This is a genomic window from Hydrogenophaga sp., assembly GCF_019264445.1.
GTDB lineage: Bacteria > Pseudomonadota > Gammaproteobacteria > Burkholderiales > Burkholderiaceae_C > Hydrogenophaga.
On the sequence record NZ_JAHVAB010000089.1, the window covers coordinates 1 to 26,658 of the forward strand.

Sequence of the window (26,658 nt, forward strand, 5' to 3'; positions counted from 1 at the left end):
GGCGAGAAGCGCGCCAAGCTGGCCAGCGGCGTGCTGGGCCTGGACATGTACAAAATGCGCGAGCCGCTGGCCGCTGCCGGCCTGCGCTATATCGACTAACCCCGCTGCGCTTCGCGCGACCCCCTTGACAGGGGGCAACACCAGCGGCCCGGCGAAGCCGGTTCCGCGGTGTTTCTTGACAGAGTCACTTCATGCAGAAGGATTTGCAAATGACAAAAGCAACATCTGGAGACTTCACCAAAACAGCCGGCTGGCTCGACTGGTACGACGGCCCGAGCAAGCCGCGCTTTCAGCTGCCCGCAGGCGCGGTCGACGCGCATTGCCACGTGTTCGGTCCCGGCGCCGAGTTTCCCTATGCCCCCGAGCGCAAGTACACGCCGTGCGACGCGAGCAAGGAGCAGCTGTACGCGCTGCGCGACCACCTCGGCTTCTCGCGCAACGTGATCGTGCAGGCCACCTGCCACGGTGCCGACAACCGCGCCATGGTCGATGCCTGCGTCTCCAGCGACGGCAGGGCGCGCGGCGTGGCCACGGTCAAGCGCGACATCAGCGACGAAGCGCTGCACCGCCTGCATGTGGCCGGTGTGCGCGGTGTTCGCTTCAACTTCGTCAAGCGCCTGGTGGACTTCACACCGAAGGACGAGCTGCTGGAGATCGCCGGGCGCGTCAAGATGTTTGGCTGGCATGTGGTGATCTATTTCGAGGCGGTGGACCTGCCCGAGTTGTGGGACTTCTTCACCGCGTTGCCCACCACCGTGGTGGTCGATCACATGGGTCGCCCCGACGTGAGCAAACCGGTGGACGGCCCCGAGTTCGAGCTGTTTCTCAAGTTCATGCGCCAGCATCCCAATGTGTGGAGCAAGGTGAGCTGCCCCGAGCGCCTGAGCGCCACCGGACCCAAGGCCCTGAACGGCGAGCAGGCGGCCTACCAGGACGTGGTGCCGTTTGCGCGCAAGGTGGTCGAGGAGTTCCCCGACCGCGTTCTGTGGGGCACCGACTGGCCGCATCCCAACCTGAAAGATCACATGCCCGACGACGGCCTGCTGGTGGACTTTATTCCGCAGATCGCGCCCACGGCCGAGCTGCAGAGGAAGTTGCTGGTGGACAACCCCATGAAGCTGTACTGGCCAGAGGAGGTGTGACGTGGCACTCGACAAACCCTACCTGGATGTACCGGGCACGACCATCTTCGATGCCGAGCAAAGCCGCAAAGGCTACTGGCTCAACCAGTTCTGCATGAGCCTCATGAAGGCCGAGAACCGCGAGCGGTTCAAAAAGGACGAGCGCGCCTACCTCGACGAATGGGCGATGTCGGAAGAACAGAAGCAGGCCGTGCTCGCGCGCGACCTCAACTGGTGCATCCGCCTGGGCGGCAACATCTACTTCCTGGCCAAGATCGGCGCCACCGATGGCAAGAGCTTCCAGCAGATGGCCGGCTCCATGACTGGCATGACTGAAGACGAGTACCGCAACATGATGGTGGCCGGTGGCCGCTCGGTGGAGGGCAACCGCGTGGTCGGCGAAGACGGCTCCGCGCAGGCGCACCGCCAACCCCAAGGCTCCGCAGGCCAGAAAGCACACTGACATGGCACGCATCACCGCCTCCGTTTACACCTCGCACGTGCCGGCCATTGGCGCCGCGCTCGACCTGGGCAAGACCCAGGAGCCTTACTGGCAACCCGTTTTCAAGGGCTACGAGTTCGGCAAGCAATGGTTGAAGGACAACAAGCCAGACGTGATCTTTCTCGTCTTCAACGACCACGCCACGGCCTTCAGCCTGGACATGATCCCCACCTTCGCGATTGGCACCGCGGCCGAGTACCAGCCCGCCGACGAAGGCTGGGGGCCGCGCCCTGTGCCCAAGGTCATGGGACACCCCGAACTCGCTTCGCACATCGCGCAGTCGGTGATCCAGCAGGACTTTGACCTCACCATCGTCAACAAGATGGACGTGGACCACGGCCTGACCGTGCCGCTCTCCTTGATGTGCGGCCAACCCGAAGCCTGGCCCTGTCCGGTGATCCCGTTCGCCGTCAACGTGGTGCAGTACCCGGTGCCCAGCGGCCAGCGTTGCTACAACCTCGGCAAGGCGATTGCGAAGGCCGTGGCCAGCTACGACGAAGACATCAACGTACAGATCTGGGGCACGGGCGGCATGAGCCACCAGCTGCAGGGGCCGCGCGCGGGCCTGATCAACAAGGACTTCGACAACACCTTCCTCGACAAGCTCATCAACGACCCCGAGTCCGCGGCCGGCATTTCGCACATCGACTACGTGCGCGAAGCGGGCAGCGAAGGCATCGAACTCGTGATGTGGCTGATCGCGCGCGGCGCGATGGCCGATGCGGCCGGTGGCGCCCGCCCGAAGGCCGTGCAACGCTTCTACCATGTGCCCGCGTCGAACACGGCCGTTGGGCACCTGATACTCGAAAACACGTAAACCTCCGTTCGGGCTGAGCCTGTCGAAGCCCTCGTGCCCTCGGCTCGAGAGGACTTCGACAGGCTCAGTCCGAACGGTATTGACTGGAGAACACCCATGACCAAAACCATCAAAGTTGCCCTCGCGGGCGCCGGCGCCTTCGGCATCAAGCACCTGGACGGCATCAAGAACATCGACGGCGTCGAGGTGATCTCGCTCATCAGCCGTGACATCGACAAGACCAGGGAAGTGGCCGCCAAGTACGGCATTGGCCACGTCACCACCGACCTGGCCGACGCGCTCGCACTCAAGGAAGTGGACGCCGTCATTCTGTGCACCCCGACGCAGATGCACGCTGAACAGACATTGGCCTGCCTGAAGGCCGGCAAGCATGTGCAGGTGGAGATTCCGCTGGCCGACAGCTTGAAAGGCGCGCAGGACGTGATCGCCCTGCAGAAGCAGACTGGCCTGGTGGCCATGTGCGGCCACACGCGCCGCTTCAACCCCAGCCACCAGTACGTGCACAACGAAATCCAGGCCGGCAAGTTCAACATCCAGCAGATGGATGTGCAGACCTATTTCTTCCGCCGCACCAACACCAATGCGCTGGGCCAGCCCCGCAGCTGGACCGACCACCTGCTGTGGCACCACGCCGCGCACACGGTGGACCTGTTTGCCTACCAGGCCAACAGCCCGATCGTGCAGGCCAACGCCATCCAGGGCCCGATCCACCCCACGCTGGGCATCGCCATGGACATGAGCATCCAGCTCAAGGCCGCCAACGGCGCCATCTGCACGCTGAGCCTGTCGTTCAACAACGACGGCCCGCTGGGCACCTTCTTCCGCTACATCGGCGACACCGCGACCTACATCGCGCGGTACGACGACCTGTTCACCGGCAAGGAAGAGCCCATCGACGTGTCGAAGGTGGCCGTGAGCATGAACGGCATCGAACTGCAGGACCGCGAGTTCTTCGCTGCCATCAAGGAAGGCCGCGAGCCCAACTCCAGCGTGGCGCGTGTGTTTGCCTGCTACGAGGTGCTGCACCAGCTCGAGCAACAACTCAACGCGAACTGAACGCCATGCAACAACGCCAGCTCGGTCCCTTTCAGGTCGGTGCCATCGGCCTGGGCTGCATGAACATCTGCCACGCCTATGGCGCGCCGGTGTCCAGGGAGCAGGCCGAGCGCCTGTTGCTCACCGCGTTTGACGAAGGCGTGACGCACTTCGACACCGCCGCGCTCTACGGCTTTGGCGCGAGCGAAACGCACGTCGGCAACGTGCTGGCCCGGCACCGCAGCCGGTTCACGCTGGCCAGCAAGGGCGGCATGGCGGGCGTGCAGTTCGACGACGGCGTCAAGCGCGTGATCGATGGCCGGCCCGAGGCGATCCGCAAGAACTGCGAAGACAGCCTGCGCCGCCTCAAGACGGACGTGATCGATCTGTACTACCTGCACCGCTGGGACAAGCAGGTGCCGGTGGAAGACAGCGTGGGCGCCATGAGCGACCTGGTGCGCGCCGGCAAGGTGCGTGCGCTGGGCTTGTCGGAAGTGTCGGCGGCCACCCTTCGCAAGGCGCACGCGGTGCATCCGATTGCCGCCGTGCAGACGGAGTACTCGCTGTGGACGCGCAACCCGGAGATTGCGGTGCTGCAAACCTGCCGCGAACACGGCACCACGTTTGTGGCGTTCAGCCCGGTGGCGCGCGGCTTTCTGGGCGGTGAAGACCTGGACGCCAGCGCCTTCGACCCGAAAGACATCCGCCTGGGCATGCCGCGCTTCAAGCCCGAGCACCTGGCGGCGAACAAGAAGCTGCTGGCACCGTACCGCGCCATCGCGCAAGCGGTGGGCTGCACGCCGGCCCAGCTGGCACTGGCCTGGCTGCTGCACCAGGGCAACGACATCCTGCCCATTCCCGGCACATCGCGGGTGGATCACCTGCGCGACAACCTGGGCGCGGCCAACGTGAAGCTGGACGCGGCGACGCTGGCCCAGCTTGACGCGCTGATCAACCAGCAGACCGTGAGCGGCAACCGCTACAGCGAACAGGCAAACCGCGAGGTCGACACGGAAGTGTTCTGACCGCCCGGCGCCGATACAAACCGAAAAAAACCGAAACCGCGCCGACACCCCCCGGCGCCTGCGCGCCAGCACCATCACGGTCATGTTCAACCGTCCATTGAAAGGACACCGTGATGAAACCCTGGATTCAACGCTCGCTCATGGCCTTCACCGGCGTCGCACTGGCCGTGGGTGGCCTGGCCGCCTGCGGCACGCGCCACCACGAGCGCGGCCCCATGAGCCCCGAGAAGATCGCCGAAGTGCGCGGCAAGGTGGTGGAGCGCATCACCAGCAAGCTCGACCTCAATGCCGAGCAACAGCAAAAGCTCAACGTGCTGGCCGACAAGGTGCAGGCCCAGCGCACCGCACTGATCGGCCAGACGCCCAACCCGCGCGCCGAGTTCAGCGCCCTGGTGGCCGGCGAGAAGTTCGACCGCGCCCGCGCCCTGAACCTGCTCGACGAGAAGACCCGCGTGGTGCAGGTGAGCAGCCCCGACGTAATCAACGCCATGGCCGACTTCTACGACAGCCTGAACCCCGCGCAGCAAGCCGAAGTGCGCGAGCGCATGGGCCAGCGCAAAGGCTGGTTTTCGCGCGGCTGAGCCGGGTGACAATGCCGCATGCACCGCGTCCTGCTCATTGACGACGACGAACAGCTCGGACCTCCGCTGGCCACGTACTTCCAGCGCTTCGAGCTGTCGTTGACGCACGCGCTCAGGCCTGGCGAAGGGCTGGCGCAGTTGCGCGGTGGTGCGTTCGATGCCGCCATCCTCGATGTGATGCTGCCCGAGATGGACGGCTTCGAGCTCTGCCGCACGATCCGCAAGGAGAGCGACATTCCCATCGTCATGCTCACCGCGCGCGGCGACGTGATGGACCGCGTGGTCGGCCTCGAACTCGGTGCCGACGCCTACCTGCCCAAACCCTTCGAGCCGCGCGAACTGGTGGCGCACATCCAGACCGTGCTGCGCAGGCGCCACGGGGGCAACGGCCCGGCCGCGCTGGCGGTGGCGCCCGACCCCGGTGTGCTGGTGTTCGAGGGGCTCACCGTGGACCCGACGCGGCGCAGCGTGCTGCGCCATGGCGAGGTAGTGGAGCTCACCAGCACCGAGTTCGACCTGCTGCACCTGCTCGCGCGCGAGAGCGGGCGGGTGTTCAGCCGAGACGACATCCTGAACCAGCTGCGCGGCCACGAGGCCGACCTCTACACGCGCGCGGTCGACATCGTGGTGAGCCGCCTGCGCAAGAAGCTTGAGCCGCTGGACTGCATCAAGACGCTGCGCAACGCGGGCTACTCGCTGGCGCTGCGCAGGCTCGTGCCGTGAGCGCTGAACGCTCCGCATCCTGGTACCGCCGGGCGGCGCACGCGCTGCGCTGCTCGCTCAAGCTGCGCCTGGTGCTGGTGTTTCTGCTGCTGGCCGTGGCGGTGTCGTTCGCCTTCATCAGCGGCGCGCAGAAAGCGTTCTCGGTGGGCTGGCGCGACGCGGCGCGACCGCTGCTCATGGACTATGTCGACCGCCTCGCCCAGGACATTGCGCCAGCCGGCAGCGCGCCCAGCATCGAGCGCGCGCAGGCCATCACGCAGCGCCTGCCGATCACCATCGACATCTCGGGCCCGCAAGTCAACTGGCGTTCGCATCCCGGGCAGTCCCGACTGGAATGGAAGCGCCACGCGCCCCCTGGCGTCAAAGATCCCGACACCGAAGACTGGGGCAACGACAGGGACTGGCAGGCGCTGCTCCAGCGCAGCAGCGCCGACGGGCACCGCATCGAATTCGGCCTGAACGAAGCGGCCTTCGAGCGCCGCCCGCGCCTTTTCGGCTTCACGCTCGCCGCGCTGCTGGTCTTCACACTGCTGGCCTTCCTGTACGTGCGCCGTCTGCTGCGCCCGCTCGATCACATCCGCCAGGGCGCCTTGCGTTTTGGCGCTGGCGAGTTCGGTCAGCCCATTCCCGTGCGCCACGCCAAGCGACCCGACGAGCTCGGCGAACTCGCCGCCACCATCAACACCATGGGGCAAGACATCCAGCAGATGCTGGAGGCACAGCGCGCCTTGTTGCTGGCCATCAGCCACGAACTGCGCAGCCCGCTCACGCGCGCACGGCTCAACACCGAACTGCTGCCGGACACGCCAGACGCCGCCCCGCAACGCGATGCGCTGCTGCGCGACCTGGGTGAAATGGCGCGGCTCATCAGCGACCTGCTGGAGAGCGAACGCCTGGCCAGCCGCCACGCTGCGCTGCACCGCGAGCCCACCGATGCGGCCGCGCTGGCGCGCGACGTGATGGCCGAGATGGCCGCCACCGAACCGGCCGCGCGCACCCTTGCGCTGCACGCCGCCAGCGGCCTGCCCACCACGCCGCTGGACCGCATCCGCGTGCGCCTGCTGCTGCGCAACCTGCTGGGCAACGCCCTGCGCCACAACGCCGGCGCGGCGCAGCCGGTGGAGCTGCACGTGCGCGCCGGCCCCGCAGGGCAGGGCATCGAACTCGAAGTGCGCGACCACGGCCCCGGCGTGCCCGAAGACCAGCTGCCCCACCTCGGCCAACCGTTCTTCCGCCCCGACACCGCCCGCACCCGCAGCGCCGGCGGCGTGGGCCTGGGGCTTTACCTTTGCAAGCTGGTGGCACAGGCGCACGGCGGCACGCTGGCGGTGCGCAATGCGAAGCCCGGGCTGGCGGTGATGGTGACGCTGCCGGGTGCGACACCTGGATCCGCTCTGTAGGAGCGATGCCCACTGCTTGCTGCGGCATACGGCAGTCATGCGAATGACACGTTGCAGAAAGTGCAGGCATCCTTTATATTCCATATTCTCAAATCGCGAATAAAGAACCCGTGCAACTGAAACCCCAAGACTTCCTGGTCGCACTCAAGCTGGTGAGCTGGCGTCACCAGCGCTGGACGTACGCCCAGCTCGCTCAGGCGCTGGGCTTGAGCGCCTCGGAGGTGCATGCCGCTGTGAAGCGCGGCATGCACGCGGGGTTGTTGCTCGATACCGCGTTGCTGGCACCACCTCCTGCGGCCGCGCCGGGTGTCCAAGAGGCGGCGCCGGTCTACCGGGTGCGCGCAAGGCCGCGCCGGGCGGCGGCCGGTGCCGGTAGCGAGGCCGACAACCCCGCTAGGGTGAACAACCGGAACCTCGCCGAGTTCGCGGTGCACGGCGCCCGGTATGCCTTTGCCCCGGATCGGTTGCCAGCGGCGGTGGGGCTGCCCACCAGCCACAGTGCGCCGGCCTTTGCTGGCGTGTTTGCGCCGGGGTCCGACGACTGGGTATGGCCACATCCCAACGGCACGGTGCGCGGGCAGGGACTGGAACCGTTACATCCGAGCGTGCCATTCGCCGCAACGCAAGATGCGGCGCTCTACGAAATGCTGGCCTTGTTCGACGCGCTGCGCGTGGGGCGCGCGCGCGAGCGCGGCATGGCGCTCAAGCGGCTGCCGCGGCTGATCGACCCAGACGGGCTTCTGCCCAAAGAGAGCCCCATGCATGGCTGACCCCAACCTTGAGCTGCTCAGCGGCATGGCCATCGCGATGGGGCCGCTTTGCGAACAGGTGGTGTTCGTGGGCGGCTGCGCCACGGGGCTTTTGGTCACGCAGCCCCTTCTGGCTGATTCAAGGGTCACAGAGGATGTGGACGCCATCGTGGAGGTGGCCTCGCTGGCGGGTTACCACGCCTTGGCTGATCAGTTGATGGCGCAGGGGTTCAAGCAGACGATGCTCGACAACACACCCCCATTCCGGTGGTTCTGGCAGCGCATGCAGTTGGACTTGGTTCCGCTCGATGAGAAGGTGCTGGGATTTGCCAATCGCTGGTATCGACCCGGATTTGACGCGGCGCAGACCGCGACGCTGCCCACGGGCTTGCGGGTCAGGCACCTGTCGGCACCTTACTTTGTCGCAACCAAACTCGAAGCTTTCCAAGACAGGGGACGCAATGACGTATACCTCAGTCACGACCTCGAAGACATCATCACCGTGATCGACGGAAGGCCGGAGCTCTTGGCCGAGCTGCCCAAGGCACCGCCCGATGTGCGCGGGTTCATTGCGGGGCAATTTACGGCCTTGCTCCAGATCCCAGACTTCCCCAACGCCTTGCCCGGTATCGTTTCGCACAGCAGCCGCGCCGGTCTGGTACTCCAGCGATTCACCGAGATAGCCCAGCTGTAAAACCCGGCCGAAGAATCGAGCGCCATGAAAACCCTGCCCATCCGCCTCACCCCCGGCCAGGACCTGCGCCCCGCACTCGAAGCGGTGGTGCGCGAACACGGTTGCCAGGCCGCCTTCGTGATCGCCGGGATCGGCAGCCTGAGCGATGCGCGCATCCGCTTTGCGGGTGTGGACGAAGCGCAGACGCTGGCGGGCGACACGGAAATCCTGAGCCTTTCCGGCACGGTGGGCGTGGATGGGCAGGGGCACAGCCACTCGCACCTGCACATGGCAGTGTCCACCGCCACCGGGGCGGTCTTCGGTGGCCACGTGGTGCCCGGCTGCCGTGTGCGCACCACGGCCGAGGTGTTGCTGGGCTTGTTGCCTGCGTGGTCGTTCACACGCGAACACGACGCCGCCACCGGCTTTCCCGAGCTGCGGGTGCTCCCTTGCGAGCCTTGAGGCGTCGCAGTGCACCAGAAAAAAGGGAGCCCGAAGGCTCCCTTTTTCATGTGACCGACCTTCGCCGGCTTACAGCGTGTCGATGAAGCTGCGCAGCTTGTCCGAACGGCTGGGGTGCTTGAGCTTGCGCACCGCCTTGCTTTCGATCTGGCGAATGCGCTCGCGCGTCACGTCGAACTGCTTGCCCACTTCTTCCAGCGTGTGGTCGGTGGACATTTCAATGCCGAAGCGCATGCGCAGCACCTTGGCTTCGCGTGGCGTGAGGCTGTCGAGGATTTCCTTGACCACTTCGCGCAGGCCGGCCTGCATCGCCGCCTCGATGGGGGCGGTGTTGGCCTGGTCTTCGATGAAGTCGCCCAGGTGCGAATCGTCGTCGTCGCCGATGGGGGTTTCCATCGAGATCGGCTCTTTCGCAATCTTCATGATCTTGCGGATCTTGTCCTCGGGCATCTCCATCTTTTCGGCCAGGATGGACGCATCGGGCTCGAAGCCGAATTCCTGCAAGTGCTGGCGGCTGATGCGGTTCATCTTGTTGATGGTCTCGATCATGTGCACCGGGATGCGGATGGTGCGCGCCTGGTCGGCGATCGAGCGGGTGATGGCCTGGCGGATCCACCACGTGGCGTAGGTCGAGAACTTGTAGCCGCGGCGGTATTCGAACTTGTCCACCGCCTTCATCAGGCCGATGTTGCCTTCCTGGATCAGGTCCAGGAACTGCAGGCCGCGGTTGGTGTACTTCTTCGCAATCGAGATCACCAGACGCAGGTTGGCCTCGATCATTTCCTTCTTCGCATCGCGCGAAGTGGACTCGCCCTGGTTCATCCGCTTGTGGATGTCCTTCAAGTGGGCCAGCGGCACGACCACGCTGCTCTGGATGTTGATGAGGCCTTGCTGCAGTTCCTGCACCGGCGGGATGTTGCGCTCGAGCACCACGCTCCAGGGCTTGCCCGCAGCGGCTTGCTTCTCGACCCATTTCAGGTTGAGCAGGTTGGGCGGGAAATCCTTGATGAAGGTTTCCTGCGGCATGCCGCACTTGTCCACGATGATGCGGCGCAGTTCGCGCTCTTTCTTGCGCACGTCGTCGACCTGGCTGCGCATGGTGCCGCAGAGCTTCTCGATCGCCTTGGCGGTGAAGCGGATCGACATCAGCGTTTCGGTGATGGCGAGTTGCGTCTTGAGGTAGGCCGGCGTGCCGTAGCCTTCCTTGTCGTAGGTCTTGTGCAGCTTCTCGAAGAGATCGCGCATGGTGTCGAAGCGGGTGAGCGCTTCGCGCTTGAGTTCTTCGAGCTTGCGCGTGAGGGCCTTGGAGCCGCCCTTGCCGTCGTCGTCGTCGGCTTCGTCGTAATCGTCGAAGTCTTCCTCGGCCACGTAGTCGTCGGCCTCGTCGGCGTCGGCAAAGCCGTCGACCACGGTCGAAATGACGACCTTGCCTTCGCGGATGTCGTCGGCCATCACCAGAATTTCGGCGATGGTGGCCGGGCTCTCGCTGATGGCGGCCATCATGTCGTTGAGGCCGCCTTCGATGCGCTTGGCGATTTCAATTTCGCCTTCGCGCGTGAGCAGCTCCACCGTGCCCATTTCGCGCATGTACATGCGCACGGGGTCGGTGGTGCGGCCGAACTCGCTGTCGACGGTGGAGAGTGCCGCTTCGGCTTCTTCCTCGGCTTCTTCTTCGGTCGCGGCGGTCGGGCCGGTGTTGTTCAGCAGCAGGGTTTCGGCATCGGGCGTCTGCTCGTAAACGGCCACACCCATGTCGTTGAGCAGCGAGACCACCACTTCCAGCGTTTCGGCTTCCACCAGCTTGTCGGGCAGGTGGTCGTTGATTTCGCCGTGCGTGAGGTAGCCGCGCGTCTTGCCCAGCTTGATCAGGGTCTTGAGGCGTTCGCGGCGGTTGCGCGCTTCTTCTTCGGACAGGACGGTTTCGTCCAGGCCGAATTCCTTCATCAGCGCGCGCTCCTTGGCCTTGCTGATCTTCATGCGCAGCGGCTTGACCTTCTCGGTCGTCTGCGCGGTGCTCGTGTCCACCGCCTCGGCTTCGACTTCACCCGTCAGGTCGTCCTCGATGTCGCTGAGGTCGGCGTCATCCATATCGGCGTCGCCTTTGCCTTTGGCATCGGCTTTGGGCTTGCGGCCGCGCTTGGCGGCGGGCTTGTCGGCCGCATCGGCCTTGGCCGGGCGACCGGCCTTCTTCTTCGGAGCGTCTTCGAGCAGTTCGGCTTCAGGCTTGGCCTTGGCGGCGGTCTTCTTGGCGGGAGCGGCCTTGGCTTCGGCTTTGGCAGGGGTCTTCTGGGTCACAGCAGGGGCTTTCTTCGGGGGCGAGGCCGGGGCGGCAGCGCGCGCGCTGGCCTTCTTGGCGGTTTGGGTGCTGGACGCAACGGACGTACTGGATTTCTTCGCGGGCATGAGGACCTCAAAAAAATGTCGAACTGGAACCGGCAGAACACACAAAAACCGCCAGAAGGCCGCACGAGACGGCGCTTCCCGGTGATTTTTTGGGGCACTAAGCCTGCCTTTCGCCGGAAAGGGCAGGCCCGCAAGCTGTGGGGGCGAACATTTGGTGTGCAGTCCTTGCGGGGGGTTCCGTCGGGCCGGGGAGGTCGCCGAGGTGGCCAGGAAGGTGTTCCATCTAGCCCCGTTCAGGGGCCGGGCCGATGCCGGAGGTGCTGCTGTCGCGCTTGCGGTGAAAAGCCTTGGATTATACCGCCGGTGGCGTTTTTGTGGTCAACGGGCCGTGGTGGCCTTGAGCACCTGCAGCTGGGCATTGACGCGCTTGTAGTCGTCCATGGCCCCGGTTTCGCCCCGTGCCACCCGGTCGGCCAGATGGCGCGCCTGCTCCTCCAGGGCGTCGCGGCGCAGGCGGTTCATCACGTCGGCCAGTTCGGAGAGCTCGGTGGTGGCGTCGACCCCGAGCGTGACCTGTTCGGCCTGGGCACAGGCAAAGGCTTCGTGTTCGTGCCCGCGCAGCGCCTCGCGCAGCGCGGCCCAGGGCTGGTGGCCGTGCTCATGGAGCTGGGCTTCGAGCCAGCCAAACATGGGCCCGTGAGGGGCCGGCAGCTGGGCCAGCAAGGCGTGGTCGTCGGCCGAGAGGTGGTCCCAGGCCTGCATGTTGGCCAGCAACAGGCCCACGGCGCGGTCCGCACGGCTGCCGCCGGCGCGGCGTGTGCCGAGCATGCGGGGCGGTGGCGGGTCTTTGCGCCATTTGCCATAGCCCTTGCCGCTGTACTTGCGGGGGGCTTCGCCGCCGTAGCCGCCCTGCGCAGGGGCCGACTCGTAGCCGGAGGGCGCGTAGCTGAAATCGCTGGTGCCGCCGTCGTAGCCGGCGTCGCGAGGCGGCTGGGGAGCAGGCGCCTGGGCGCCGGTGCGGGGCCCGCGTGAGCCCCCGCCGGCCTGCTGCCACAGCTGCAGCAGGTCGGCGCTGCCGATGCCGATGCCCGACGCCAGCTCGCCGATCAGCTGGCGCTTGAGCGCGCCATCGGGCAGGGCGCTCCAGAGCGGGCGGGCCTGGCTGGCCATGCGGGCACGGCCTTCGGCGGTGCCGAGGTCGCAGTCGGCGCTGGCGGCTTCGATCAGGAAGCGCGAGAGCGGCACGGCGTCTTTCACGCACTGGGCGAAGGCGGCTTCGCCGTTGGCGCGGATGAAGCTGTCCGGGTCGTGCTCGGCCGGCAGAAAGAGGAACTTCACGCTGCGCGTGTCGGTGGCCAGGGGCAGGGCGGCGTCGAGCGCCTTGCGCGCGGCGCGTCGGCCAGCGCCGTCGCCGTCAAAGCTGAAGACCACCGTGTCGGTGAAGCGAAAGAGCTTCTGCACGTGGTCGGGGGTGCAGGCGGTGCCCAGCGTGGCCACGGCGTTGGCAAAGCCCAGCTGGGCCAGGGCCACCACGTCCATGTAGCCCTCGGTGACGAGCGCGTAGCCGGCCACGCGGATGGCGGTGCGGCCTTCGAACAGGCCGTAGAGCTCGCGGCCCTTGCTGAACACCGGAGTTTCGGGGGAGTTGAGGTACTTCGGCTCGCCCTTGTCGAGCACGCGCCCGCCAAAGCCGATGCACTCGCCCTTGACGTTGCGGATCGGGAACATGATGCGGTCGCGGAAACGGTCGTAGCGCTTGGACTGGCCGTCCGCGCCCTTCTCGTCTTCGTGCTCGATCACCATGCCCGACTCGACCAGCAGCGGCTCCTGATAGTCCGGGAACACGCTGGCCAGGGCGCGCCAGCCTTCGGGCGCATAGCCCATGCCGAAGGTCTTGGCGATCTGGCCCGACAGGCCGCGCCCTTTGAGGTACTGCACCGCCCGCGGGCTGGCCTTGAGCTGTTTGGCGTAGGCCTGTGCGGCTTTCTCCAGCACGTCGGTGAGCGTGGCCTGCTTCTGCCGTTGCTGCGCCGCGCGCTCGCGGTCTTGCGGCGAGGCGTCGTCTTCGGGCACCTGCATGCCGGTTTGCTGGGCGAGGTCTTTCACGGCTTCAATGAAGCTCATGCCCGCGTGCTCCATGAGGAAGCCGATGGCATTGCCGTTGGCCCCGCAGCCGAAGCAGTGATAGAACTGCTTGGTCGGGCTGACGCTGAAAGAGGGCGACTTTTCGCCGTGGAACGGGCACAGCCCCATCAGGTTCGCGCCGCCCTTCTTGAGCTGCACGTAGCGGCCCACCACGTCGACCACGTCGACGCGGTTGAGCAGTTCCTGGATGAAAGTCTGGGGGATGGCCATGGCGGGGGGTGCCAAGCTTAACGCCGTGCCTCAATCCCCGGCGACGATGCCCTCGCGGCGCGGGTCTGCACCCCCCAGCCAGACGCGCTGGCCCCCCTGCTGACCGCGCACCAGCGCCTGCAGGCCGCTGGTCATGGCGGTTTCTTCCACGGTGTGGCCGCGCTGCCGCAGGTGGGCCACGGTGGCGGCGGGAAAGCGCTTGTCTTCCAGCAGCACCGGCCCGCCCAGCGTGCCGAAGTTGGGCAGGTCGATGGCCGCTTGCGGCGACAGCCCGCCTTGCAAGGTGGCCAGCAGCGTCTTGGCCGTGAAGTGAATGATGAGTGCCCCGCCCGGGCTGCCGGCGCTCATGAGCAGCTCGCCGCTGCCCTGGTCGAACACCAGCGTGGGCGACATGGACGAGCGCGGCCGCTTGCCGGGCTCCACGCGGTTGGCCACAGGACGGCCTTGCGCATCGGCGGGCGTGAGGCTGAAGTCGGTGAGCTCGTTGTTGAGCAGGAAGCCGCCCGGGCGCGAGGGGTTTGTGCTGACCATCATCCGCGAGCCGAAGCCGGCCTCGATGGTGGTGGTCATGGCCAGCGCGTTGCCCCAGCGGTCGGTGATGCTGATGTGGCTGGTGCCGTACTCGGGCTGCTCGGGCATGCGCGCCCACGCGCTCGGCGCGCCACCGGGCTGGCCCGGGATGGCCTGCGGTGCCCGCGCGGGCGTGATGCTGCGGGCGCGCTCGTCGAGGTAGCGCGGCGCGAGCAGGCTCTGCCATGCGCCACCGGGCGCAGCGACGAAGTCGGGATCGGCGAGGTACTGCGCGCGGTCGGCAAACGCCAGGCGCGACGCTTCCATGTAGGTGTGCAGCCAGTCCGCGTCGGGCACGCCGGCCAGCGGTTGCGCACCCTGCGGCGTGCGCGCCATCAGGCCGAGAATTTGCCCGACCGCCACCGCGCCCGAACTGGGCGGCGGAAAGCCGCAGATGCGCAAGGCCCGGGCCGCGGCACGGTGGTCAAAGCACAGGGCTTCGCGCTCCCTGGGCTGGTATCGCTTCAGATCGTCGAGCGAGAGCGTGCCGGGGCGCAGCGGGTGCTGCTGCACCTTGGCCACGATGGCGCGTGCCACCGGCCCTTCGTGCAGGGCCAGCGGGCCGATGGCGGCGATGTTGCGCAGCACCTCGGCCAGCTCGGGGTTGCGCAGCACATGGCCCACAGGATGAGGTGTGCCATCGGGTCGGAAGAAATAGGCCGCAGCCACGGGGTCGGCCTTGAGCGCGGTTTCCTGCGAGAGCAGGGTGTGCAGCCGCGGGCTCACGGCAAAGCCGCGCTCGGCCAGCGCAATGGCCGGCTCGAACAGGCGCGACCACGGGAGCTTGCCGTGCTGGCGGTGCGCCAGCGCCAGCATGGCCACTGCGCCGGGCACGCCCACGGAAAGGCCCGACGCCACCGCCTCGGCGAAGGGCAGGGGCTTGCCGTCGGGCCGCAGGAAGAGCTGCGGCGTGGCCGCTGCGGGCGCGGTTTCGCGGCCGTCGAAGGCCTGCACGCGCTGCCCGTCAAAGTGCAGCAGGAACGCGCCACCGCCGATGCCGCTGGATTGCGGCTCCACCAGCGTGAGCACCATCTGCACGGCGATGGCCGCGTCCACCGCGCTGCCACCTGCGCGCAGGATCTGCGCTCCGGCTTCCGTGGCCAGCGGGTTGGCGGCCGCCACCGCGTGCTGCCGGAAGGTCCACCCCGGTTTTGCCGTGAGGCCGGAGGCGCCTTCGGGTGGTGTGGCTTGCGGGGCCGCAGGGGGCACAGCGCCGGGTGGCGTGGCGCAGGCCGCCAGCCAGACGGCCAGCATGCAGGGCAGCCCTTGCCAAAGCCGCCGGGGCGCACGGGCAGGGCGAGTGGGGTGCTGGATGGGGGTGTGGTTCGGCATGGCGGTGCAGCTGGGTGAATGAGGGTGGGAGGGACGTGGGGCGTTGAGGCTGTTCAGCCTTTGCCCAGGGGAGGGCGTCCAAACAGGCTGGAGCCGTTGCTGATGGGGCCGAGTTCGGCAGCGGCGGCCAGCAGCGCTGGAGCCAGCTCGCGCATGCGGGCTGCGCTCAGGCGCGAGCGCGGCCCTGCAATGCTGATGACGCCAATGGCCTCCTTGCGCCGCATCACGGGCGCGCCCATGGCGTTCATCCCGGGTGCAAACACCTCTTCGATCATGGAGTGGCCGCGCACGCGCGCCGCGTGCAGGAAGCCCAGCAGCGCCTTCACCGTGGTGGGGGCTTTCGGCCCGTATTGCGCCGGCGCGCCAAAGCCCTGCCGCGCCACGAGTTCTACCGCGCGTTCATCGCTCAGGGTGAGCAGCCAGGCGTGGCCCGAGGCGGTGCAGGAGAGGCGCGCGTCCATGCCCATGTCGGGGTCGTAGCGCAGCCCCTGCCGCGTGCCTTGTGACTTGGCCACCCATGTCAGGCGGTCCTCATCCACGATGGAGAGGCGAACCAGCTCGCCGGACTTGTGCGCCAGCCGCTCCAGCAGCGGCTCGGCGATGTCGACGATGCCCGCATGGCTGAGGTACCCCAGGCCGAGCGATACGACCTTGGTGGTGAGCATGTAGTCGCCCTGTTTGTGGGCCTGCCGCACATAGCCGCGGCGCTGCAACTCCACCAGCAGGCGGTGGCAGGCGCTCAGGGGCATGTCGAGCTCGGACGCCATCAGGGCCAGCGGCAGGCCGCCCGGGTGGTCGGCCAGGTGTTCGAGCAACGTCAGTCCACGGTCGAGGGCAAGGCTCATGGCGTCTCCAGTTTTTGTAATGAGGAATGTGTTTCCAGTTTGGAAAGATTGTCCCACCATGGCCCAAGAATCCGTGCACATGAACGACACCTTCTACATCCTCAACGGCCCAAACCTCAATCTGCTGGGCGTTCGTGAGCCACACCTGTACGGCGGCACGACGCTGGCGCAGGTGCAGCAGATGTGCGAGCGGGTCACGGCGGAGCTGGGCTACCGGTGCGAGTTCCGCCAGTCCAACCACGAAGGTGTGCTGGTGGACTGGGTGCAGGAGGCGCGCGAGAAGGCCGCGGCGGTGGTGATCAATCCGGCGGGCCTGTCGTTTCGGTCCATCCCGCTGCTCGACGCGCTCAAGACGCTTGACCAGCCCCTGGCCGAGGTGCACATCACCAACATCCACCGCCGCGATCCGCTTTACCAGCATTCGCTGATCTCGCTCGCGGCCACCGGCGTGATCTGCGGCTTTGGCCCGTTTGGCTACGAGCTCGCCCTTCGCGCGGTGGCGCAGCGCCTGGCGCTGGTGGCCGCCTGAGGTTCTGTTTTTCCGGTTCTCATCCCACACACAACAGGAGACATCACCATGAACGTTCAACCCAACCGCCGCGCAGCCCTGCAAGCCGGTGCCGCGCTGGCGGGCGCCTCACTGGTGCCCGCCTGGGCGCAGGCCCAGCCCACGCTGCGCTTTGCTGCCGTGTTCTCCGACAAGGACATTCGCGCCGACATGATGAAGATGCTGGCCAAGGACATCGAGGCCGACTTCAAGGTGGAGGTGTTTCTCAACTCCACGCTGTTTCGCCAGGGCACCGAGCTGGTGGCGCTGCAGCGCGACAACCTCGAGATGGGCAACGTCGGCCCGCAGGACATCTCCAAGCAGATTCCCGCCTGGTCGTTGCTGACGTCGGCCTACCTGTTTCGCGATGCCAACCACCTCACCAACTTCTTCGCCAGCGACATGGGTGCGCAGATGAAGAAGATGGTGGAAGACCAGCTCAAGGTGAAGGTGCTCGGCCCCACCTTTTTCGGCACGCGCCAGGTGGGGTTGAAGACGAAGAAGAAGATCAACGTGCCGGCCGATCTGGCGGGCGTGAAGCTGCGCATGCCCCCGGGCGACAGCTGGCAGCTGCTGGGCCGATCCATCGGCGCCAACCCCACGCCCATGGCCTACGCCGAGACCTACACGGGCCTGCAGACGGGCGCCATCGACGGTCAGGACAATCCGCTGCCCAACGTGCAGAACATGAAGTTCTACGAGGTGATGTCGCAGATCGTGCTGACCTCGCACCTGGTGGGCTACGACCTGCTCACGCTCAACATGAAGGTGTGGCAGGGCATGTCTCCCGCCCGGCAGAAGGCCTTTCAGGCTGCGGCCGACAAGGCGATTGCGTGGAGCACGGCCGAGCACCTCAAGCGTGAGAAAGAACTGGCCGACGGCTTCAAGAGCCAGGGCCTGGACGTGTACACGCCCAACATTGCCGCCTTCCGCGAGCACGCGCAAAAGGTCTACCTGGCATCGGACGAAGCCAAGCAGTGGCCCGCCGGCATGCTGGACAAGATCAACGCGATGAAATAGAACGCTCCCGCACTGCGCCTTGCGCGGTGTCTGCGGGTGGCACTTATCCATGCGGCATTTTTTTGAAGCCTTCCGAATGACTCCCCTGCGCCCGCTCTCCCGTTTTGCCGAGTTCGTCGCGGCCGGCCTGCTGGCCATCATCTTCGTGGCGTTCATCGTCCAGATCGCGCTGCGCTACCTCTTCAACTGGCCCGTGGGCTGGACCACCGAGGTGTCGCTGCTGGCGTGGTTGTGGCTGGTGCTGTGGGGCGCCGCCTTCGTGCTGAAAGATCACGAGGAAATCCGCATCGACTTCATTTCGGGTGGGGCGGGCCGGCGCACGCGCATCGGCATGGGCGTCGTCGGTTCGGTCAGCGTCATCGTGCTGTTCGGCATGCAGTTGCCCGCGGCCTACGACTACGTGAGCTTCATGAAGGTGGAGAAAAGCTCCTACCTCAACACGCGCTTTGACGTGCTGTTTTCGATCTATCTCGTCTTCTCGGTGGCGGTGATCGCACGCCATGCCTGGAACCTTGTGCAGCTGCTGCGGGGCAAAGAACCCGCGGCGGCACCCTCTGACCACACCAGCTCTCCCCTGTGAACTTCACCAGCCCTTTCTCCCTCGCGCTGGGCACGATCCTGGCGCTCAGCCTGCTGGGCGTGCCCGTGGGGCAGGCCATGATTGGCGGCTCCGTGCTGTACCTGTACCTGCGCGGCATGGACATGGGGACCGTGGCCGAGCAGTTGCTCAACGGCACCTACTCCAGCTTCCTGCTGCTGGCGATCCCGCTGTTCATCCTGGCCGCGACCCTGATGGCTTCGGGCAGCGTGCTTGACCGGTTGATGCGCTTCTGCAATGCCCTGGTGGGCCACTTTCCTGGCGGTCTGGCGCAGGTGAACGTGCTGCAGAGCGTGGTGTTTGCGAGCATGTCGGGCTCGGCCCTGGCCGACGCCGCGGGCTCCGGCAAGCTGATGCAGGTCATGATGACCAAGGACGGCAAATACACCAAAGGCTTTGCCGCCGCGCTCACCGCAGCGTCCTCGGTGATCGGCCCGATCCTGCCGCCATCGATTCCCATGGTGCTGTATGCGCTGGTGTCGGGCACGTCGATCGGCTTTCTCTTTATCGCCGGTGTGCTGCCGGGCCTGCTGCTCGGTGGCGTGCAGATGGGCCTGGTGCATTACCTGGCCAAAAAGCGCCAGTTTCCGGTGGAGCCCCGGGTGCCGCTGCGCGAGCTGCCACGCATCACGCGCGAAGCTTTTGCTGCGCTCATGCTGCCCGTGGTGCTGCTGGGCTGCCTCTACACCGGCATCACCACACCCACCGAGGCCGCGGGTCTGGCGGCGGCCTACGCATTGCTGATTTCGGTGGTGCTGTACCGCAGCATCGGCTGGCGCGATGTGTATGACGCGCTGCTGAGCAGCGCCCGCATCAGCATTTCCATCGGCATGCTGATCGCCGGTGCGCTGGTCTTCAACTACGTGATCACGGTGGAGAACATTCCCGCCAGCCTGAGCAGCGTGCTCGCGTCCTTCGACCTGTCTCCGCTGGGCTTCCTGCTGCTGGTCAACCTGATCCTGCTGTTGCTCGGCTGCGTTCTGGAGGGCTCCACCATCATTCTGGTGATCCTGCCGGTGCTGCTGCCCACGGCGGTGGCGCTGGGTGTGGACCCGGTGCACTTTGGCGTGGTGGCGGTGCTCAACATCATGATCGGCCTGGTGACGCCGCCCTACGGCTTGCTGCTCTTCATGATGACCAAGATCGCCGACATCTCGCTCATGGAGCTGGTGCGCGAGATGGTGCCCTTCCTGGTGGTCATGGTCGGCGCGCTGGCGCTGGTCACGCTGTGGCCGGACATGGTGCTGTTCCTGCCCCGCCTGGCGGGCTACACGGGCTGAGCTCATGGACCGCGCGTTCTGCATCGACGGCAACACCGAGCTCATTGCGCACATTGGCCACCCCACGCACGCCTTCAAGGCGCCGCTGATCTACAACCCGCATTTCGAAGCGCAAGGCATCAACGCCGTGGTGGTGCCCATGGCCTGCCGCGCCGATGACTTTGCGCGCTTCCTTCGCGCCGTGTTCGCGCTGGAGAACGTGCGCGGCGCGCTCATCACCATGCCGCACAAGGTGCACACGGTGGGCCTGCTCGATGAGGCGTCGCCCGCCGTGCACGTGGCGGGTGCGTGCAATGCGGTGCGCCGCGATACCCGTGGCCGCCTGGTCGGAGAACAGTTCGATGGCGCAGGCTTTGTGCGCGGCATCCAGCGCAAGGGCTTCGATGTGCGTGGCCGCACGGCGCTGGTGGTGGGGGCAGGCGGTGTGGGCTGCGCCATTGCGGCGTCGCTGGCTGGCGCAGGCGTGGGCGCGTTGCGCCTGATCGATGAGAACGCGGCGCTGGCCGAGCGGTTGCGCGAGCGGCTGGCGCTGCACCACCCCGAGATCGGGGTGAGCACTGGCAGCCGCGATCCGCGGGGTTGTGATCTGGTCGTCAACGCCACGCCGCTGGGCATGAACGACGGCGACCCGCTGCCGTTCGATGTCTCGTTGCTCGCGGCATCCACCTGGGTGGGCGAGGTGGTCATGCGGCGTGAGGTGACCCCGCTGCTGGCCGCCGCGCAGGCGCGCGGGTGTCGCGTTCAGGTCGGCACCGACATGCTCTTCGAGCAGATACCCGCTTATCTGGAATTTTTCGGGTTCCCCAGCGCCACGCCGCAGGCGCTGCGCGCCACGGCACGGCAGCCTGCAGACGGCTGAAGCCGGCCCAGCTCAGGCCGTCGGCGCTTCGGCCAGTTGCTGGCGCAGCGCCGACACCTGCTCGCGCAGCGCGGCATTTTCCGCCTGCAGCGCAGCGACCTTTTCGCGCAGCGCGGTGAGTTCGTCGAGCGGTTGCGCCGTGGCGTCATCGGCGCCTTCCGCTTCGTTGGCCTTGCGCCGTGCGGCGTCGCGCACGCGTTTGGCCACCAGCTTCAATTCGTTCTTGCCGGCCAGCGCGGCCACCTTTTGCTCGTCTGCCGGCAGGCTGGCCACCACGGCGGCGGCGTTGAGCGAGATGCTGCCGGCCTTGAGCGCCTGCACCAGCTCAGGCGCGGCCTGCTTCTGAATTTTTTCGATCATCACCACCTGGCCGCTGCTCAGGCGCGCGGCCTTGGCGATGTCTTCGCGGCTGCGCAGCGGCTTCGGCTCGGGCACCGCGGTGCTGGAGGCCGCAGGCGCGGCAGCGGGCAGGGCATCGGCGTCCGCCGGCAGGTCCTGGGGCGACGGCGTGGCCGCCAGAAAGCGCGCCCGCCGCTCGGTGAGGATCTCGCGCTTGCGCAGGGCGAGCACGCCGCGCTGAAAGTCCGACACGCTGCGCCGGCCCAGGTGCTGGTCGATCATCCACAGGTGCACGTCTTCGAGGGACTGGAAGTTCGGGTTCTGCACCGTCTGGAATGGCAAGCCATGCTTCTGGCAGATGCCATAGCGGTTGTGGCCGTCCACCAGCACGTCGCCCCACAGCACCAGGGCGTCGCGGCACCCCTCTGTGAGCAGGCTGCGTTCCAGTGCGTCGTGCTCATCGGGCGTCAGGGGGTCGATGTAGGCTTGCAGTTCCGGGTTGACGGTGATGGGCATGAGGCGTGCACGGGGAGGAAGGAAGGGGCGCGAATTGTAGATGCCCGAAGACCCCCTCCGGCTCAGCCTTCCAGCAGCGCGTCGCGCAGCTGTTGCAGTTCGCGCGCGCCCAGACCCATCGGCCCTTCCAGGTAGCGCGGCAGACCGCCAAAGTCCTGCTCGATGGTGGCGAAGGCGGCGTCCAGAAACGCGGGTTGCACGCTCCAGAGCACGTCCATCACGTGCGCCGGGCCGCGCGCTTCCACCAGCGGGCTGCGCACATACAGGCGGTTGGTGAGCAGGTAGTCCTGCAGGATGTCGTCGCGGGAAACGCCCAGTGCGCCGAGCAGCAGCGCGGCCGCAAACCCCGTGCGGTCTTTGCCCGCCGTGCAGTGAAACACCACGGGCGTGCTGTGGTCCAGCAAGTGACGAAAGAAGCGCGCATACACCGGGGCGGCTTCGCGCGCAAAGCCCCGGTAGGTCTGGCACATCAGCGCGACCGCTTCGGCTTCGGTGGGTTCGGTGCCCCGGGCCAGCAGGGCCTGCACCCGGTGCACCACGGTGGGTTCGATCGACAGTGCCAGCGGGGTGAGGCCATCCACATCGGAAGGCAGCGCGGCGCTTTCGGCCACACCGCGGAAGTCGATGCGGTGCGTCACGCCCAGGCCTTGCAGTGCGGCCCGGTCCTGCGGCGTGAGCGCCGCGAGGTGGTCGGAGCGGTACACGCGCCTCAGGCGCACACGGCGACCGTCCAGGCCGCTGTGGCCACCGAGGTCGCGGAAGTTGGAGGCGCTCTGGAGCAGGCGGGGTGGCGTGTGCGCGGTCGCGTCGGACGAAGGCGGGGTCGAGGAGGGGGTCGAGGAGGGGTGGGGCATGGTGGCCATTGTCGGCCCCACGCCCGCCGCCAGCGGTCACATGGGCGCCGCCATCCTCAGACCTTGAACACGCCCACGATTTCTGCCAGCCGCGCTGCCTGCCCTTTGAGGCTGTCCGCCGCCGCTGCGCTTTCTTCCACCAGGGCCGCGTTCTGTTGTGTCACCTGGTCGAGCTGCTGCACCGCGTCGCCCACCTGGCTGATGCCTTGCGACTGTTCGACGCTGGCGGCACTGATCTCCGCAATCATGTCGGTGACGCGCTTGACCTGCGCCACGATGCCCTCCATGTTGCGGCCCGCGTCATCGACCAGACGGGAGCCCACTTCCACTTTTTCCACGCTGTCGTTGATGAGGGTCTTGATCTCCTTGGCAGCGCCTGCGCTGCGCTGTGCGAGGTTGCGCACCTCACCGGCCACCACGGCAAAGCCACGGCCCTGCTCACCGGCTCGGGCGGCTTCCACGGCGGCGTTCAAAGCCAGGATGTTGGTCTGGAACGCGATGCCATCGATCACGCCGATGATGTCGCTGATCTTGCGCGAGCTCTCGGTGATCTCCTGCATGGTGCCCACCACCTGGCCCACCACGGCACCGCCCTGAATGGCGGCTTCGCTGGCCGTGTTGGCGAGCTGGTTGGCCTGGCGGGCCGTCTCGGAGTTCTGGCGCACGGTGGAGGTGAGCTCTTCCATCGAGGCGGCGGTTTGCTCCAGGTTGCTGGCCTGCTCTTCGGTGCGCTGGCTCAGGTCGTTGTTGCCGATGGCAATCTGCGAGCTGCCGGTGGCGATCGATTCGGAGCTCGAGCGCACGTTGCTCACGATGTTCAGCAGGCTGGTGTTCATGGCTTTGAGCGCCGTGAGCAATTGGCCGGTCTCGTCCTTGCTGCTGACGTCGATGCGGGAGGTCAGGTCGCCGGAGGCCACGGTTTCTGCCACGCGCACCGCTTCTTTCAGGGGCACGGTGATGGAGCGGCTGATGACGATACCGAGCGTCATGCCGATGCCCACGGCGGCCACGATCAGTGTCAGCATCATGGTCAGGCTGGTGCTGTAGAGCTCGTCGGTCAGGTCGTTGGCGGCACTCGCATTGGCTTCCTTGATCTTCGAGAGCTCGGTGAAGAGATCGTCCACCTTCGTGGACTCCACGCGGGCGTTGTTCAGGGCCTGGGTGAGGGCGTCACTGCGGCTGAGCAGGCTGTCCTGCGCCGCCAGCGACAGCGCGGTGTTGAGGTGGCCACCGTAGGAAGCCAGGGAAGCTTGCGCCTGCTTGAGCATGACGATGGCTTCCGGCGCAGAGAACAGCGGTGCAGCCTTGGACAGCAACTCTGCGGCCGTGGCCATGCTTTTGTCCACGGTGGCCTTGTTGGCAGCGCGTTCCTCGGGGGTGGTGGCCAGCATGAAGTTGGACCGCGCGCGTCCGGCGTAGATCAGGTTGATGTTGGCTTCCTTGATGTAGGAGAGGCCCATCAGCTCCCTCTCGTACATCTTGGTGGCTTCGTCGTTGATCTTTGACATGTTGACGATGCCGACACCGCCCACCAGTGCGCAGATGGCACAGATGACAAGGAAAGCGGCGATCAGACGCGGGCCGACTTTGAGGTTCTGGATGAGGTTCAAGGGCTGGTTTCTTTCAAATCAAGGAATGGCTTTGGGGGTACGACGGGCACACGCTCTTGCAGCGGTGACGCTCGCCTGACCTATATCGTTGACCGATCGGTCAACTTAAGGAAAATGTGATTCTGGTTGCGCCCGCAACTCGAAAAGGCGCGAACAGCGCCGGAATTTCCGCGCTGTTTTCTGGCGCGCAGGGACAGCGCCCGGAGGGATCCAATCCGCCGGTGTGGCGGCTTGCGGGTCAGGGCTTGCGAGGGGTTGCCGCAGCGCTGATGCAGGGGTCGCCATCGGTCTGGCTGCCGCGTTCCATCAGCGGCAGCACGGCAGCGGCCGGGCCGGCGGCGGCACCCAGCGCCAGCGCCCCGAGCACGCGCCCGGCAAGACCACGGCCTTCGATGCCCACGGCGGGCTGGCCCAGCGTGCCGCTCACGGTGATGGGCGTGCGCAGCGAGAGCAGCGACCAGTCTTTGGGCTGCGTCACCAGGCGCAGCGCCATGGTCTCGTCGCGAAGGTTCACCTGGCCAGCGATGCGCACCGTGCTGTCCTGGTTGTCGATGACCGCCAGGCGCGGCTCCATCACGCCGTCGCGCGCCTGCAGCTCGAAGCGGGCGCAGCGCAACGGCAGCGGATGGTCGCCGCGGATGAACACGCCCAGGGCCTGCGCCACGTCCAGGCCCATGGCTTCGGTGGCCAGGTGCGAGATCGTTCCGTCGCGCAGCGTGAGGTCGACAGGGCCGTTGAGCGAGCCGAGGATGTCGGCGGTGGAGCGGCCCGCGCCGCGCACATCGAGCTTCGCAAAGAGCACACCCGTCACGTAGGACTGCACGGCCTGTTCGCCACCCTGGCGCGCTTGATCGCGTTCCTTCTTGAGCGTCTTGGTCGCAGTGGTGGCGGTGGCTTTACCGGGTGCGGCGTCGGGGCGCAGGCCCGGCATCCAGCCGGCGATGTCCACGTTGGCGATGTCGAGGCGGGCTTGCCACTGCGCGGGCTGGGTGTTGGCGTCGAGCTGGGTCATGCCCCTGAACTGGCCCCCCGATACCGTGGCTTGCAAGTCGTCCAGGCGCAGCACGCCGGCCATGAGTTGAATGCGCGTCTGCAGGCCCCGCAACGGCGCCATGGCGGGTGTGCCGAAATCGACTTCGTCGATCTTCACCTGCACATCGGCGTCCATCGCCTTGAGCGAGGGCAGGTCAAACGGGCGTTGCGGCAGCACGCGGCCCCGGGCCACTTGCCGAGCCGGGGGTGCTGCTGTGCCACCTTCGCCACCGATGGCCGGGCCGAGGTCGGCAAAAGCGAGTTTGGAGCCGGTGAGCTCACCGGTGAGGCGGCGCGGCTGCGCGAGTTGATGAAACCGCAGGTCGCCGGCCAGGCGGCTGCTGCCGATGGTGGCGCGGGACGCTTGCAGCCGCCATGTGCCTGCGTTTTGGGACAGGCGACCGCGCAGGTCAAACGGCGGTGTTTGCGGCAGCGTGATGCCCAGTGGGCGCCCCACCTCGGCCAGCGAGCGGCCCTGGAACTGCAAGGCACCATCGAGGCGTGGCAGGCCCAGCAAGGCGGCGGCCTGCCCGTCGAACAGCAGGCGCGCGGCGCCCGCCGTGCCTTGCACGCGCAGCGGCACCCAGGGCGCGTCCGGCGCGACCTCGGGGTCCTGGATCAGGGGTAGGGTGCTGCCCGCGCGCACTTGCAGCTTCAAGGGCAAGGTGCGGTAGCGGCCCGAGAGCGATGCCCGGTACCCCGATGCCGCATCGCTCACGGCTTCGCCCTCGCTGCCCTGCACGTCAATGGCCAGGTCGATGTCTTGCAGTTGGTCCTTCAGCGCGATGCGGCCCTGGCCCATCACGAGCGCGCCAAAGCGCGGCAGTGCAGTGGCCACATCGGTGTCTTGCGCATCGGGTGGCGGATCGCGTTGCCCCAGCTGCCAGTTGGCCGTGCCATCGGGCAGCCGCATGAGCCGCGCGTCCAGCGTGTCGGCCTGCAGCCGCTGCACACGCAGCCGCTCACCCCGCTGCCAGTGCCACAGGTCACGCCATTGCCAGGCGAGGGTGATGCGCTCTGCGTCCAGCAGGTGCGGCGCCCCAAAACGGTCTTCGGACCCGATGCGCAGCCGATCCACCTCCACGCGCGGGCGCCACAGCAGGTGCAGCTTGAAGCGGCCCTGCAGGGACACCGGCACACCCACCTGTTGTGACGCCGCGTTCTCGATGGGCTGGCGCAGCACCGGCCAGCCACTGAGCTCACCCCACACCAGGCCTGCGCCCAGCACACCCGCCACGCCTGCGGCCGCCCAGGCTGCGCGCGTGCGCCGGCTCATGCCTGGCTCCCGGCGCGCGGGGCGCTGCGGATGGCGGACGGGGGGTGGAGCGGGTCGGTCGAGATCACGGTTCATTGGAACGCAGGGCCACGGATCTGGTTCGTTTTCGGGGCGATGACGCGGCGTTGTCCTACATGGCAGCGGGCTTGCGCCTGCCGTCGATCGATAGAATCCAGACTCCGAAGATGAATGGG

The 26,658-nt window shown here is 66.9% G+C and carries 24 protein-coding genes and 1 pseudogene; 17 read left to right on the forward strand and 8 right to left on the reverse strand.

Annotated features, from left to right (window positions below):
- From KXJ60_RS20990 to KXJ60_RS21045, 12 genes and pseudogenes are all read left to right on the forward strand, one after another.
- A pseudogene (locus KXJ60_RS20990) lies at positions 1-99 on the forward strand (4-carboxy-4-hydroxy-2-oxoadipate aldolase/oxaloacetate decarboxylase); the annotation flags it as partial.
- A 110-nt stretch (positions 100-209) separates the two neighbouring features.
- Positions 210-1,142 carry an amidohydrolase family protein gene (locus KXJ60_RS20995; protein WP_291132175.1) on the forward strand — a complete coding sequence of 311 codons (933 nt, stop codon included), beginning with the start codon at positions 210-212 and terminating at the stop codon, positions 1,140-1,142.
- Between the two features lies 1 nt (position 1,143).
- Entirely contained in the window at positions 1,144-1,584 is a 441-nt protein-coding gene (gene ligA / locus KXJ60_RS21000; RefSeq protein ID WP_291132177.1) for a protocatechuate 4,5-dioxygenase subunit alpha, read from the forward strand.
- A 1-nt stretch (position 1,585) separates the two neighbouring features.
- Positions 1,586-2,440 (forward strand): class III extradiol dioxygenase subunit beta, encoded by an 855-nt coding sequence (locus tag KXJ60_RS21005; protein ID WP_291132180.1) that lies wholly within the window; start codon positions 1,586-1,588, stop codon positions 2,438-2,440.
- A 96-nt stretch (positions 2,441-2,536) separates the two neighbouring features.
- On the forward strand, positions 2,537-3,496 hold the full coding sequence (locus KXJ60_RS21010) for a Gfo/Idh/MocA family oxidoreductase (protein WP_291132182.1): 960 nt from the start codon (positions 2,537-2,539) through the stop codon (positions 3,494-3,496).
- A gap of 5 nt (positions 3,497-3,501) precedes the next feature.
- Positions 3,502-4,500: an aldo/keto reductase gene (locus tag KXJ60_RS21015; protein ID WP_291132185.1), complete on the forward strand. Its 999-nt coding sequence runs from the start codon at positions 3,502-3,504 to the stop codon at positions 4,498-4,500.
- Positions 4,501-4,613: 113 nt separating this feature from the next.
- A complete protein-coding gene (locus tag KXJ60_RS21020) occupies positions 4,614-5,081 on the forward strand; it encodes a Spy/CpxP family protein refolding chaperone (protein WP_291132188.1) in 468 nt (155 codons plus the stop codon).
- A gap of 18 nt (positions 5,082-5,099) precedes the next feature.
- Positions 5,100-5,804 carry a response regulator transcription factor gene (locus KXJ60_RS21025; protein WP_291132190.1) on the forward strand — a complete coding sequence of 235 codons (705 nt, stop codon included), beginning with the start codon at positions 5,100-5,102 and terminating at the stop codon, positions 5,802-5,804.
- A complete protein-coding gene (locus KXJ60_RS21030; protein ID WP_291132192.1) occupies positions 5,801-7,204 on the forward strand; it encodes a HAMP domain-containing sensor histidine kinase in 1,404 nt (467 codons plus the stop codon). Before KXJ60_RS21025 ends, KXJ60_RS21030 begins: the two co-directional genes overlap by 4 nt.
- Before the next feature lie 110 nt (positions 7,205-7,314).
- Positions 7,315-7,974 (forward strand): hypothetical protein, encoded by a 660-nt coding sequence (locus KXJ60_RS21035; RefSeq protein WP_291132194.1) that lies wholly within the window; start codon positions 7,315-7,317, stop codon positions 7,972-7,974.
- Positions 7,967-8,647: a hypothetical protein gene (locus KXJ60_RS21040; RefSeq protein WP_291132198.1), complete on the forward strand. Its 681-nt coding sequence runs from the start codon at positions 7,967-7,969 to the stop codon at positions 8,645-8,647. The genes KXJ60_RS21035 and KXJ60_RS21040 overlap by 8 nt, the downstream gene beginning before the upstream one ends.
- Before the next feature lie 24 nt (positions 8,648-8,671).
- Entirely contained in the window at positions 8,672-9,088 is a 417-nt protein-coding gene (locus KXJ60_RS21045) for a PPC domain-containing DNA-binding protein (protein ID WP_291132200.1), read from the forward strand.
- A 69-nt stretch (positions 9,089-9,157) separates the two neighbouring features.
- On the opposite strand, the gene rpoD is transcribed toward KXJ60_RS21045, so the two are convergent.
- The 4 genes from rpoD to KXJ60_RS21065 all read right to left on the reverse strand — a co-directional run bounded on the left by rpoD (position 9,158) and on the right by KXJ60_RS21065 (position 16,533).
- A complete protein-coding gene (gene rpoD / locus KXJ60_RS21050; protein WP_291132203.1) occupies positions 9,158-11,491 on the reverse strand; it encodes an RNA polymerase sigma factor RpoD in 2,334 nt (777 codons plus the stop codon).
- A gap of 318 nt (positions 11,492-11,809) precedes the next feature.
- Positions 11,810-13,786 (reverse strand): DNA primase, encoded by a 1,977-nt coding sequence (gene dnaG, locus KXJ60_RS21055; protein ID WP_291132206.1) that lies wholly within the window; start codon positions 13,784-13,786, stop codon positions 11,810-11,812.
- Between the two features lie 30 nt (positions 13,787-13,816).
- The gene (locus KXJ60_RS21060; protein WP_291132209.1) at positions 13,817-15,610 is read right to left on the reverse strand and encodes a gamma-glutamyltransferase family protein; all 1,794 of its coding nucleotides are present in this window, start codon (positions 15,608-15,610) and stop codon (positions 13,817-13,819) included.
- A 131-nt stretch (positions 15,611-15,741) separates the two neighbouring features.
- Entirely contained in the window at positions 15,742-16,533 is a 792-nt protein-coding gene (locus KXJ60_RS21065; protein ID WP_291132212.1) for an IclR family transcriptional regulator, read from the reverse strand.
- Between the two features lie 79 nt (positions 16,534-16,612).
- Here KXJ60_RS21065 and KXJ60_RS21070 point away from each other — a divergent pair, with 79 nt between their 5' ends.
- From KXJ60_RS21070 to KXJ60_RS21090, 5 genes are all read left to right on the forward strand, one after another.
- Positions 16,613-17,062, forward strand: coding sequence for a type II 3-dehydroquinate dehydratase (locus tag KXJ60_RS21070; RefSeq protein WP_291132287.1), 450 nt, complete (start codon positions 16,613-16,615; stop codon positions 17,060-17,062).
- A 48-nt stretch (positions 17,063-17,110) separates the two neighbouring features.
- On the forward strand, positions 17,111-18,100 hold the full coding sequence (gene dctP, locus KXJ60_RS21075) for a TRAP transporter substrate-binding protein DctP (protein WP_291132214.1): 990 nt from the start codon (positions 17,111-17,113) through the stop codon (positions 18,098-18,100).
- 76 nt (positions 18,101-18,176) lie between these two features.
- On the forward strand, positions 18,177-18,680 hold the full coding sequence (locus KXJ60_RS21080; protein WP_291132217.1) for a TRAP transporter small permease subunit: 504 nt from the start codon (positions 18,177-18,179) through the stop codon (positions 18,678-18,680).
- Positions 18,677-19,978 carry a TRAP transporter large permease gene (locus KXJ60_RS21085; RefSeq protein WP_291132219.1) on the forward strand — a complete coding sequence of 434 codons (1,302 nt, stop codon included), beginning with the start codon at positions 18,677-18,679 and terminating at the stop codon, positions 19,976-19,978. Before KXJ60_RS21080 ends, KXJ60_RS21085 begins: the two co-directional genes overlap by 4 nt.
- A 4-nt stretch (positions 19,979-19,982) precedes the next feature.
- Positions 19,983-20,837: a shikimate dehydrogenase gene (locus KXJ60_RS21090; protein WP_291132222.1), complete on the forward strand. Its 855-nt coding sequence runs from the start codon at positions 19,983-19,985 to the stop codon at positions 20,835-20,837.
- A gap of 12 nt (positions 20,838-20,849) precedes the next feature.
- Here the strand turns inward: KXJ60_RS21090 and KXJ60_RS21095 are convergent, their stop codons facing one another.
- The 4 genes from KXJ60_RS21095 to KXJ60_RS21110 form a co-directional block, all read right to left on the reverse strand.
- The gene (locus KXJ60_RS21095; RefSeq protein WP_291132225.1) at positions 20,850-21,692 is read right to left on the reverse strand and encodes a plasmid replication/partition related protein; all 843 of its coding nucleotides are present in this window, start codon (positions 21,690-21,692) and stop codon (positions 20,850-20,852) included.
- Between the two features lie 62 nt (positions 21,693-21,754).
- The gene (locus KXJ60_RS21100) at positions 21,755-22,546 is read right to left on the reverse strand and encodes a tyrosine-protein phosphatase (protein WP_291132227.1); all 792 of its coding nucleotides are present in this window, start codon (positions 22,544-22,546) and stop codon (positions 21,755-21,757) included.
- Between the two features lie 56 nt (positions 22,547-22,602).
- Positions 22,603-24,156, reverse strand: coding sequence for a methyl-accepting chemotaxis protein (locus KXJ60_RS21105; RefSeq protein ID WP_291132230.1), 1,554 nt, complete (start codon positions 24,154-24,156; stop codon positions 22,603-22,605).
- Between the two features lie 238 nt (positions 24,157-24,394).
- Positions 24,395-26,464, reverse strand: a complete 2,070-nt coding sequence (locus KXJ60_RS21110; RefSeq protein ID WP_291132233.1) for an AsmA family protein — start codon at positions 26,462-26,464, stop codon at positions 24,395-24,397.
- Positions 26,465-26,658: the final 194 nt, after the last annotated feature.